This is a genomic window from Dolomitihabitans soli, assembly GCF_022213955.1.
Classification (GTDB): domain Bacteria; phylum Actinomycetota; class Actinomycetes; order Streptosporangiales; family Streptosporangiaceae; genus Streptosporangium_A; species Streptosporangium_A soli.
Genome location: NZ_JAKNTW010000035.1, coordinates 122,285 through 134,305 on the forward strand (window position 1 = coordinate 122,285; position 12,021 = coordinate 134,305).

Annotated in this window: 7 protein-coding genes; 3 read left to right on the forward strand and 4 right to left on the reverse strand. The window is 70.4% G+C overall.

Features of this window, described 5'->3' with window-relative positions:
• Window positions 1-48: 48 nt before the first annotated feature.
• Entirely contained in the window at window positions 49-1,632 is a 1,584-nt protein-coding gene (locus tag MBA17_RS42065) for a GMC family oxidoreductase (protein WP_238503509.1), read from the forward strand.
• Window positions 1,633-1,719: 87 nt separating this feature from the next.
• Complete coding sequence (locus MBA17_RS42070) at window positions 1,720-2,994, forward strand: cytochrome P450 (protein WP_238503510.1); 1,275 nt, start codon at window positions 1,720-1,722, stop codon at window positions 2,992-2,994.
• On the opposite strand, the gene MBA17_RS42075 is transcribed toward MBA17_RS42070, so the two are convergent.
• Window positions 2,991-4,931, reverse strand: a complete 1,941-nt coding sequence (locus MBA17_RS42075) for a hypothetical protein (protein WP_238503511.1) — start codon at window positions 4,929-4,931, stop codon at window positions 2,991-2,993. The genes MBA17_RS42070 and MBA17_RS42075 overlap by 4 nt on opposite strands.
• 351 nt (window positions 4,932-5,282) lie before the next feature.
• Here MBA17_RS42075 and leuS point away from each other — a divergent pair, with 351 nt between their 5' ends.
• Window positions 5,283-7,775: a leucine--tRNA ligase gene (gene leuS, locus MBA17_RS42080; RefSeq protein WP_455432960.1), complete on the forward strand. Its 2,493-nt coding sequence runs from the start codon at window positions 5,283-5,285 to the stop codon at window positions 7,773-7,775.
• A 4-nt stretch (window positions 7,776-7,779) separates the two neighbouring features.
• Here leuS and MBA17_RS50775 read toward each other — a convergent pair whose 3' ends face one another.
• From MBA17_RS50775 to lexA, 3 genes are all read right to left on the reverse strand, one after another.
• Complete coding sequence (locus MBA17_RS50775) at window positions 7,780-9,168, reverse strand: DUF4429 domain-containing protein (RefSeq protein WP_455432961.1); 1,389 nt, start codon at window positions 9,166-9,168, stop codon at window positions 7,780-7,782.
• A gap of 59 nt (window positions 9,169-9,227) precedes the next feature.
• Entirely contained in the window at window positions 9,228-10,379 is a 1,152-nt protein-coding gene (locus tag MBA17_RS42095) for a MalY/PatB family protein (protein ID WP_238503513.1), read from the reverse strand.
• Window positions 10,380-10,804: 425 nt separating this feature from the next.
• Window positions 10,805-11,509: a transcriptional repressor LexA gene (lexA, locus tag MBA17_RS42100; protein ID WP_238503514.1), complete on the reverse strand. Its 705-nt coding sequence runs from the start codon at window positions 11,507-11,509 to the stop codon at window positions 10,805-10,807.
• Between the last annotated feature and the right edge of the window lie 512 nt (window positions 11,510-12,021).

A 12,021-nucleotide genomic window follows, 5' to 3' on the forward strand; every position in this document is an offset into this window, starting at 1 on the left:
ACGGGGCCCCTGGAAACGGAGTAAGCAGGTGTCAGGCATGGGGGTGCCGTGAGACGAAAGGTGCTCGCCATGGAGTACGACTATGTGATCGTCGGCGCGGGTTCGGCCGGGTGTGTCCTGGCCAACCGGCTCTCCGCCGACCCCCGGGTGACCGTGGCGCTCGTCGAGGCCGGCGGATCCGACGCCAAGCTCGAAGTGCGGGTTCCCCTCGCCTTCTCGAAGCTGTTCAAGACCGCCCGCGACTGGGATTTCAGCACCGCCCGGCAGCCTGAGATGTCGGGCCGCAGCCTCTACTGGCCACGTGGCAAGATGCTCGGCGGCTCCTCCAGCATGAACGCCCAGATGTGGGTGCGCGGCCACCGGGCCGACTACGACGGCTGGGAGGTCCCCGGCTGGTCCTACGACGAGGTCCTGCCGTACTTCCTGAAGGCCGAGCACCGCATCGGCAGCAACCGCGGCCAGGTGTACGGCACGGCGGGGCCGTTGCACATCTCCGAGCTGCGCAGTCCCAACACGGTGACGGCGGCCTTCCTGCGGGCGTGCGAGGAGCTGGGGATGACCCGGCTGGAGGAGCTCAACGGCCCCTCCAACGAGGGGTACTGCCCGACGCCCGTGACGCAGTACCGCGGCCGGCGGTGGAGCGCGGCGCACGGCTACCTGCACCCGGTGCGCAAGCGGCCGAACCTCACCGTCCGCACCGGCGCCGACGTGCGGCGGGTGGTCATCGAGGACGGCCGGGCCACCGCCGTCGAGTGCGCCGACGGCAGCCGGCTGGCCGCCCGGCGCGAGATCGTGCTGTCCGCCGGGGCGATCGGCTCGCCGCACCTGCTGCTGCGCTCGGGCGTCGGCGACCCCGACGACCTGCGGGCCGGCGGCGTGGAGCCGGTGCACGAATCACCCGGCGTCGGCCGTAACCTGCAGGACCACCTGGCCTCGGGCATCGTGCTGCAGTGCCTCAAGGAGATCACGCTGGCCGGTGCCGAGTCGCTGGCCAACCTCGCCCGTTTCCTGATCCGCCGCACCGGCATGCTGACCTCCAACGTGGGCGAGGCCGTGGCGTTCATCAGGAGCACGCCCGAGGAGCCCGCGCCGGACATCGAGCTCATCTTCGCCCCGGTGCCGTTCGTCGACCACGGGCTGAGCGAACCGGCCGGCCACGGGCTGACCATCGCCTCGGTGCTGCTGCAACCGGACAGCCGGGGGCGCATCACGCTGGACGGGCCAGACGTCGTGATCGACCCGTGCTACCTGTCGGCGGAGTCCGACCTGCGCCGCCAGGTCCTCGGGTTGCGCACCGCGCTGGAGCTGTTCGGCACCGAGGCGATGCGGCCGTTCGCCGGCGCGGCCATGCAGCCCTACTGGGGGGCGCGGAGCGAGGAGGAGTTGGCCCGCTGGATCCGCGAGCGCAGCGAGACCCTCTACCATCCCGTCGGGACCTGCCGGATGGGCACCGATGACGCGGCGGTGGTGGATCCCGACCTGCGGGTGCGCGGGATCGGCGGGCTGCGGGTGGCCGACGCCTCGATCATGCCGCGCGTCAACCGGGGGCACACGCACGCCCCGGCGATCATGATCGGGGAGCGGGCGGCCGATCTCATCCTGGCTCAGGACCGGAGCGCGGCGTCCCCGTGACCGGGTCCCGACTGCCATTTCAACCGATACGTACGATGTACGTCTGAACCGTTGACGTAGGTCGTTGCGATGCGAATCATTGAACCTATGACCGTGACCCCAGCGGAACGCAGGCCGATCGTTTCGGTCGCCGACTTCGACCTGTCCGACTTCGACTTCTGGGCCAGGCCGATGGCCGAAAGGGAGCACGCGTTCGCCCTCCTTCGCGAGTTGGAGCGGCCGGCGTTCTACCAGGAGATCGAGACGCCCTACGGGCCGAAGGGGCCGGGCTACCACGCACTGGTACGGCACGCGGACATCCTGGAGGCGAGCCGGAACCCCGAGGTCTTCTGCTCGGGCGACGGCGGCGCCACCAACATCCCCGACATGCCGGCCGAGTTCACCGAGTACTTCGGCTCGATGATCAACATGGACGACCCGCGGCACGCCAGGCTCAGGCGGATCGTCTCGCGGGCGTTCACGCCAAAGATGATCAAGCAGTTCGAGGACGACGTCGAGGCCGCGGCCGTGCGCATCGTCGACGACCTCATCGAGAAGGGCTCCGGCTGCGACTTCGTCACCGAGGTCGCCGCCCGCCTGCCCTTGAAGATCATCTGCGACATGATGGGCATCCCGGAGAAGGACTACCAGTTCGTCTTCGACAGGTCCAACGTCATCCTCGGCGGCTTCGACCCCGAGTACGGCGGCGACGACATGGACCTGTACGCGGGACGGCTGCTGAACGCCGGGATGGAGCTCCAGCAACTCGTCCAGGACCTCGCCGCGCACCGGTCCGAGCACCCGACGGCCGACCTGACCTCCGCCCTGGTCAACGCCAACATCGACGGCGAGCGACTGACCATGCAGGAACTGGGCTCCTTCTTCATCCTGCTGGTCGTCGCGGGCAACGAGACCACCCGCAACGCGATCTCGTACGGCATGCGCCTGCTCACCCGCAATCCGGACCAGCGGGCCCGCTGGCTGACCGACATCGACGGCCACGCCCCACACGCGGTGGAGGAGATCGTACGGCTGGCCTCGCCGGTGAACTACATGCGCCGCAAGGTCACCAGGGACCACGAGATGAACGGCACGCTCTACCGCAAGGGAGAGAAGGCCGTCCTCTACTACTGGTCGGCCAACCGCGACGCGGACGTCTTCGCCGAGCCGTACCTCTTCGACATCACCCGCGACCCCAACCCGCACGTCGGGTTCGGCGGTCCGGGCCCGCACTTCTGCCTAGGCGCGCACCTGGCCCGGCGCGAGATCACCGTGATGTTCAAGGAGTTGCTGCGCCGGGTGCCGCAACTGGAGGTGGGCGCGCCGGAACGCCTGTTCTCCAGCTTCATCAACGGCATCAAGCACCTGCCCGCCGACTTCTAGGGGGTGGCGAGGCGGATCCGCTTGAAGACGGTGTTCACGTCGGGCATGAGCTTCCTCTTCGTGTCCGGGACCGACATGTAGACGATGGCGGGCAGGTCGCCGCCGGCGCTCACGGCCGCGACGACCATGGTGGTCTTGGCGTCGCCCGCGGTGACCTCCCAGGCGATGAGCCGTCCGGGGAGATCCCCGATGGGCAGGGTCTGCCGGGCGACGACCCTGAGGGAGTTCCCCTTGGGGAAGAACTTCTTGCGGGCCTGGGACGCCACGGCGTTGATCACCGGAGTGAGGTTCTCCGGCGAGGTGTACTTCGCGGCGAACTGCTGGGCCAGCGGGCCCGACATGACCTGGGCGAACTGGGCCTTGCCGGTGTTGTCACGGCCGGCCGCGACGAACTGGCGGTTGTCGAAGCCGAACGCCGACTGCACGGTCGGCCGCTCGTCGAGACGCCAGGGCCCGCCGAGCCGCGGAATCGTGATCGCCGCGGCCTGGTCGGCCAGGGTGCCGGTGACCGGCGAGGGGGTGCCGCGATATTTCGGCAGACGGTCGAGAATCTTGGGGGGAGCCGTCTTGGCCGGTTTGGCGGCCGGATCGGAGGGCTTCACCTCCTCGGGCGCCAGCGGCCCGGCGAGGAAGGCCCACACCAGCACGGCGATCAGCGCGAGCGCGACCGAGCCGACCAGTGCGTAGATCCAGACCGGCCTGCCTCGCTCATCCTCTTCCTCGTCCATGGACTGGTAATCATCCCCGAAGACGGTGTTCCACAACTCCTGTTGTCGCTCAGGCGGCGGTGTCTTCGGCCCGCTGATCTGCCCGGCGGTCACAAACGGGGTGTAAGGGTCGGCAGGATCCCGCCCTAGACCCGCGCCCGCGCCGCCCTCCGGTGTCCCGCCTTGCTGGTTTCTGCCTTGCTGGTTTCTGCCGTCAGGGGCGGCCGAGCCCTCCGGGGTCCCATGCCGCGAGCCCGGCTGGGCCGCGTGCCGGGTGCGGGCGGCGGCCGGCACGGCCATCGTCCGTTCGAAGTTCACATCAGAGGTGGCCGGCGGCGGTACGGCAGGCGCCACGTGCATGGTGCCGAGGGGATCGTCGGCCCACTGCGACGACTGTGACGCCTGCGAGGAATGGGGCTCGTGTGGCATCTGCGGCATCTGTGGTTCGGAACGGGCCGGCGGCGCGGCGGCGACCCGGCCGGGACCGGGCGCGCCGGAACCCGCCAAGTCCTGTGCGGGATCCGGCCACGAGGGCCGGGAGTGCTGGACAGGCGTGTCCTGCCACGCGGGCGAGCCGGTGGGGGACGAGTCCTGCCACGCGGCCGGAGAATCGCCGGGGAAGGAGTCCTGCCGGGCGGCCGGGGGGTCGGTGCGGGAGGGTTCCCGCCACGCGGCCGAGGAGTCGGTCAGTGAGGGCTCCTGCCATGAGGGCGATGAGTCGATCGGGGAGGGCTCTCGCCATGAGGGCGATGAATCGATCGGGGAAGGCTCCCGCCATGAGGGCGAGGAGTCGGTCAGGGAGGGTTCCCGCCATGAGGGCGAGGAATCGGTCGGGGAAGGTTCCTGCCATGAGGGCGACGAGTCCGCCGGTCCGGGGTCCGGCCACGCGCCCGAGGAATGGGTACGGGCGGGTTCCTGCCATGCCGTACGAGGAGACGTGTCCTGCCAGGTGGGCGGCGGGCCCTGCGGCGGACTCGGCGGCGGGGCCTCCTGCCAGGCGGCCGGGAGATCGGGGGGCGAGGGCTCGGGCCATGCCGACGGGACCTCGGCGCGGGACGCGTCCGGCCAGGCCGGGGGGGAGTCGTCGCGTGGCGTCTGCGGCCAGGCGGGCGGCTCGTCGTTGTTCGGCGTCTCGGGCCAGGCCGGCGGTAGGTGGGACTGGCTGGACTGCTCCGGGGCCATGGCTGCCGTACCTCCCGCGATCGTGCCCGGTTTGAGCGTGCTGGGCATGATCTCATGCTGATCAGGGGGGTCCGCAGGGAAATGAGAGAATCCCTGTCTGAACTGGTGACCTGTGGGATCTGTCGGCGGGTCCTGCAACGGCAGTCCGGCCTCCGGTCCCGGCTCGCCCGAGTTAACCACGCGGACAAGCGTAATCTAATGGGACAGAAGTGGTCACAACGGATCTATCACCATCGGGTCTCGTGCCCACTACTTGTCGCGGCAAGGTATACGGCTCTGCGCTACCCTTGACATATGCGTTCCGCGGCCCTGCTTCTCAGCGGGCCGCGCCGGTCGAGCTGACTCGCCAGCCAATCGCCGGTGCGGCCGTCCCCTTCCCATGCCGGGAGGGGTTTCTTTATGGGGCGTCACTCAGCAGATCAGAACCGAGGGAAAACCGTGAGCGAGCATTACGATCCGCAAGCGCTGCAGGACAAGTGGCAGCAGCGGTGGGAGGCGCTTGACCCCTTCCGGGCAAGCGAGGACCCTGCCGACACCCGCGAGCGGCGTTACGTGCTCGACATGTTCTCCTATCCCTCGGGCGACCTCCACATGGGCCACGCCGAGGTCTACGCCATCGCCGACGTGGTGGCCCGCTACTGGTTCCAGCGCGGCCACAACGTCCTGCACCCCGTCGGCTGGGACTCCTTCGGCCTGCCCGCCGAGAACGCCGCGATCCGCCACAAGTCCCACCCCGCCGAGTGGACCTACGCCAACATCGAGACGCAGGCCAACTCCTACAAGCGCTACGGCGTGAGCTTCGACTGGTCGCGCCGGCTGCACACCAGCGACCCGGAGTACTACCGGTGGAACCAGTGGCTGTTCAACCGCTTCTTCGAGCGCGGCCTGGCCTACCGCAAGGGCGGCCTGGTCAACTGGTGCCCGCAGGACCAGACCGTGCTGGCCAACGAGCAGGTGGTGGCCGGCCGCTGCGAACGCTGCGGCACCGAGGTCATACGGCGTGAGCTGACCCAGTGGTACTTCAAGATCACTGACTACGCCGACCGGCTGCTCGACGACATGGACCAGCTGGAGGGCGGCTGGCCGGAGCGCGTGCTGACCATGCAGCGTAACTGGATCGGCCGGTCCGAGGGCGCCGACGTCGCCTTCGAGATCGAGGGCCGCGACGAGCCGGTGACCGTCTACACCACCCGGCCCGACACCCTGTACGGCGCGACCTTCTTCGTGGTCGCCCCCGACGCGGCGCTGGCCGAGGAGATCTGCTCCCCCGCCCAGCGGGACGCCTTCACCGCCTACCGTGCGGAGATCGCCAAGCTCACCGACATCGAGCGGCTGTCGACGGAGAAGGAGAAGACCGGCGTCTTCCTGGGCGTGCACGCGATCAACCCGGTGAACGGCGAACGCATCCCGGTCTGGGCGGCCGACTACGTGCTGTCCGACTACGGCCACGGCGCCATCATGGCGGTGCCCGCCCACGACCAGCGCGACCTCGACTTCGCCAGGAAGTTCGGGCTGCCGGTGCAGGTCGTCGTGCACACCGGCCTGGCCGACCCGGGCGAGACCGGCGAGGCCACACCCGGCGAGGGCACCCTGGTCAACTCCGGCCCGCTCGACGGGCTGGCCAAGACCGAGGCGATCCAGAAGATCATCGAGATCCTGGGGGAGAAGGGCCTGGGCGCCGGGACGGTCAACTTCCGCCTGCGCGACTGGCTGCTGTCCCGTCAGCGGTTCTGGGGCACGCCGATCCCGATCATCCACTGCGCCGACTGCGGCGAGGTGCCCGTCCCCGACGACGAACTGCCGGTCACCCTGCCCGACCTGCGCGGCGAGGCACTGGCTCCCAAGGGCGTCTCCCCGCTGGCCGGCGCGACCGACTGGGTCAACGTCGCCTGCCCCAAGTGCGGCGGCCCGGCTATGCGCGACACCGACACCATGGACACCTTCGTCGACTCGTCGTGGTACTACCTGCGTTACTGCTCGCCCGGCTACACCGACGGCCCGTTCGACGTCGAGCGGGTCCGCGAGTGGGGCCCCATCGACCAGTACGTGGGCGGCGTCGAGCACGCCGTACTCCACCTGCTCTACTCCAGGTTCTTCACCAAGGTCCTGCACGACATGGGCATGGTCGACTTCACCGAGCCGTTCGCCCGCCTGCTCAACCAGGGCCAGGTCATCAACCAGGGCAAGGCGATGTCGAAGTCGCTGGGCAACGGCGTCGACCTGGGGCAGCAGATCGACTCCTTCGGCGTCGACGCCGTCCGCCTGACCATGATCTTCGCTGGGCCGCCCGAGGAGGACATCGACTGGGCCGACGTCTCACCCGCCGCCTCCCAGAAGTTCCTGGCTCGCGCCCTCCGGGTGATGACCGAGGTCACCAGCGAACCGGGCGTCTCCTTCGAGGCGGGCGACCTGGAGCTGCGCAAGGTCACGCACCGGACCATCGACGAGGTCACCCGGCTGGTGGAGTCCCACCGTTTCAACGTCGCGGTCGCCAGGATGATGGAGCTGACCAGCGCGGCGCGCAAGACCATCGACACCGGCCCCGGCCCCGGCGACCCCGCCGTGCGCGAAGCGGTCGAGACCCTCGCGATCCTGCTGTCCCTGGTCGCCCCCTACACCACCGAGGAAGGCTGGGAGCGGCTCGGCCACGCCCCGTCGGTCGCCCACGGCGGCTGGCCCACCGCCGACCCGGCCCTGCTGGTCCAGGACTCCGTCACCTGCGTCGTCCAGGTCGCCGGCAAGGTGCGCGACCGGTTCGAGGTCTCCCCCGACGTCTCCGACGCGGACCTGGAGACGCTGGCGCTGGCCTCCGACAAGGTCCAGGCGCACCTGTCGGGCGCGCCCCGGCGAGTGATCGTCCGGGCCCCCAAGCTCGTCAACATCGTCCCCTGACCGCTCACAGCCGTGCGAGGAGTTCCGCCTTCTTGGCCTGGAACTCCTCGTCGGTGAGCAGCCCGGCGTCCCGCAACTCCCCGAGCTTCCTGATCAGATCCGGAATGTCCACCACCGCCGCCCCCACCCCATGCGCGGCCCGCCGCTCGCTCCCGGGGTCCATGTCGTGGGCGGCCCGCAGTCCGCTTCCTGGGTCCGTGTCGTGGGCGGCCCGCAGCTCATTTCCGGCCCTCGTTCCCTGGGCGCCCCGCCGCTCGCTCGCGGGGTCCTGCGGGTAGGCGGTCCGCAGTCCGCCTCCGGCCTCCGGCCCGCTCCACGCCTCCCCACCCGGGCTCGCCTCAACCGCCGCAGAGCCGCGTCTCGGGTCCACCACCGCTCCGGTGGTGTCGCCGCCCGATAGGCGCGGAGCGCCTGTCACACGGTCGCCTGTCCTTTCGGCGTCGTCGCCAAGCCTTCGTCCGGGGCCGCCCGCCACGCGGACGTCCTCCCGTTCGGCCGCGTCAGAGGCGAGCCTTCGTCCGGGGCCGCCCGCCGCGAAGGGCAGGCTGTCGTGGGCGGGGTCTCGCCGGGAGCCGCCTGCCGCCGTCCGGCCGGTCTCCGGGGGCGCGACGACGGCGGAGTCCCGCTGGGAGCCGCCGGTCTCGCGGGCCGTGCCCGCCGTACGGAGGGCCGCGTCGGCAGCGGCGTCCGTGGTACGGCCGGCCCGCTGGATGGCGGCGACCACGGCGGCGGCCAGCGGGAGCGACTCGGCCGTGACGCCGTAGCCCATGCCGAAGACCACCGAGGCCGGGTCGTGGGCGGGATCGGTCGGCGGCTTCTGACCACGCACCCTGAACCTCAGGTAGCCGTCGTAGACGTCGGGTGATCGCCACTCGACGCTCTCGATGGACGAGACGGGGATCGCCTGGTCACCCGTCTTGTACTTGCGGCTGTCGGCGCCCGACCAGAACCACTGGAGCAGCACCGTCTCCCCGTCGAAGGCCACCTGCCCGTCCCACGCCTTGAACGTCCGGGGCACCGTCGGCCCCTCGACCAGGCACCGCGGCGTGGGCGCCCGATCGACGATCCCTCTGCGGATCTCCTCCGCGTAGTGGTCGGCCAGCGCCTCCCGCTCGGCGGGGAGCACCAGACGATACGGATCCTGGGCCTCCTTGAGCTGCCCGGCCGCCGCGATCAGCAACGGGTCGGCTCCCGGCCGCGGCATCGCCCGCAGCACCACCGTGCCCCGCTTCCCCTTCGTCAGCGAGACGTCGGCGAACGCCTCGTACGGGATCACCCGTTCACCGAGCGCCTGTAGCAACTTCGGCACCTTGACCCCACGGTCATGCCGTACCCGCACGACCCCCGCCTCGAAGGTCCACGAGCCTCCCTGCCCGACCAGCACATCCGCCATCCTCCAACCCTAGATCGACCGGCACGGCCCGCCCGCCGGAGGGTGGCCCCTGGCCGTGCTCAGGTGAGGGCGGCCGAGATCCGGGTCAGGGCCTCGTCCAGGATGGGGGCCGACGTGGCGAAGTTGAGGCGGGCGTGACCGTCGCCGCCGGGGCCGTACAGGGGGCCGGGGCTCAGCAGGACCTTCGCCTCGCGGCGGATGAACTCCGCCGGGTCCTCCGGAAGGTCCTGGGCGGTGAGGTCGAGCCAGGCGAGGTAGGTGGCGTCCGGGACGCGGTAGCCGACCCGCTCGGGCAGTCGTTCGGCGATCAGCCGCCGGTTCCTGTCCAGGACGGTCAGGACCTCCTCGAGCCACGGGTCGCCCAGCCGCCACGCGGCCACGGTGGCCGCCACACCGAGCACGTGCGTCGTGCCGTACAGGAAGGCGGGCTGCTCCGCGAGGACCCGCCGTGCGGTGGGGGAGCCGACGTGGGCGACCGAGCAGCGCAGCCCGCCCAGGTTGAACGCCTTGGTGGCGGAGGTGAGCGTGATCGTGCGCTCGGGGACCAGCGTGGCGAACGGCAGGTGGACCCCCGGTGCGAAGATCAGGTCGGCGTGGATCTCGTCGGCCAGGACGAGCAGGTCATGCCGTACGGCCAGCTCGGCGAGCGCGGTGAGCTCCGCCCCGGTGAAGGCATGGCCGGTGGGGTTGTGCGGGTTGACCAGCAGGAGGACCCGGCACCGGCCGTTGGCCAGCTCGGCGTCGAGACGTTCGGCGTCGAAGCTCCACGAGCCGCCGTCCGGGTTCATCGGGATGGCGAGCGGGGGGCGGCCCATCTCGGTCAGCGTGTCGAGGAAGGGGTGGTAGGCGGGGACGTGTATCGCGACGGAGTCGCCCGGCCGGGTCAGGAGGTGCAGGATGACCTGAAGGGACTGGTTGATGTCGCTGTAGGCGCGCACGTGTCCCGGGTCGGGGCTCCAGCCGTACCGCTGCTCCATCCGCTCGGCGAAGGCGGTGGCGAGCGGGCCCGCGGTCGGCTCGTCGAGCCACGAGGGGTAGGTCAGGTCAGTGGCCGCGGCTGTCACGGCCTCGACGATCGCCGGGGCGGTGGGGAAATCCATGTCGGCCACCCAGGCCGGGATCACGCCGGGCTCGGTCTGCGCCCATTTCAGACCCTGGCGGCTGCCGATGGTGTCGAAAGTGGGCGCATCCAGACGAAAGCGATCATTCATTGATCAATCGTACGCACGCGGACATAAGCCGTCAGCGGCAGTCCATTCGCTGCGATCGGCTCGGCGAGGGCGCCATCGTGCGACAGCTAGGGCCGGGCGGGCTTTCTCCCTGGCCGCGGCACTCGCTGCGCACCAGCGCGGACCTGGCCGCCTTCTGGGTATGCCATTCAACGGACCGCCATGGCGGAACGAGACGGGTGTGTGACGGGCGCGGGTGAGGCCGTTGCGGTCTCTGCGGTGGAGGCGGGCGTCGTGGTGGCCCCGCTGTTCGAGCACGAGGCGGTAAGCCCCGGCCGTCTCCTGGCATGTCGTCCAGCGGGCGGACCCGTCGTGGTCGGGCCAGACGGGTGGTTCGCTCGCCTTCTGGACGTGCCACCCAGCGGAGGGACCGCCACGGCCGGGTAAGGGCGGTGGCGGTCCGCTCGTCAGAGCTTGCGGAGGACCGCGACGACCTTGCCGAGGACACTCGCCTCGTCGCCCGGGATGGGCTCGTAGGCGGAGTTGTGCGGCACGAGCCAGACGTGCCCGTCCTTGCGCTTGAAGGTCTTCACGGTGGCCTCGCCGTCGATCATCGCGGCCACCACGTCGCCGTTGTCGGCCACCGGCTGCTGGCGGACGACCACCCAGTCGCCGTCGGCGATCGCCGCGTCGATCATCGAGTCGCCGGCCACCTGGAGCAGGAACAGCGTTCCCTCGCCGACCAGTTGCTTCGGCAGCGCGAAGACGTCTTCGACCCGCTCCTCCGCCAGGATCGGGCCACCGGCGGCGATGCGCCCGACCAGTGGCACGTAGGCCGCCGTGGGGCGGCTCACCGGCGTGTCGTCGGAGGCGGCGTCGGGGTCGACCCACAGCACCGGCTCGCCGGGCAGGCGCACCTCCAGCGCGCGTGGCCGGTGCGGGTCGCGGCGGAGGTAGCCCTTGCGCTGCAACGCCGTCAGTTGGTGGGAGACGCTGGACGTGCTCGTCAGCTCCACCGCCTCGCCGATCTCACGCATGGACGGTGGATAACCTCGGCGCTGGACCGAGTCTCTGATCACTTCGAGGATCTTGCGTTGCCTGGGGGTGAGGCCGAGAGAGTCACGTCTGCGCACCGCAAGGTCGCTCACGACCTTCTCGTCAGGACCACTCACGATTGCCTCCTCGCCCGGTGGCCCGCTGGTCGTGCTTCACGTGGCTCACCTCCCGGTCCGTGGTCTATATGTCGCACACAGCGACCGTATCTCTCTCGAAGATCATCTTCAAACATTTGTTCGAGTTGGTTCTCGAAATCGTCGGTCGAGTGGTGTACAACATCGTACGGGAGTTCGATCGACACCGTGTTCGATTCGCCGATCTTACCCGGCCGTTTCTTGGGGTCGGCCGGGGTGCGGGAGGTCAAAATGCGGGCACCCATCACAGGTCAGGCAAAATCCATCTCTACGACTACCGCCCAGGTCACACCCCCACAAACGGCGACCGGGCGGCCTTTGATCATGCAACCCGTGCCCGGACAGGCGGTGCCGGCGCCGCCCTCGTCCACGCGGTCGCCGACCGGGCAGCCGGCCGCCGTGTCGCCCGTGCGGGAGCAGGCGGCGACCGCGCGAGCGGCGGCGGAGCGGCAGGCCGCGCTCCGGCGCGCCGGGGCGCGTCGCTCGCTGGCCCG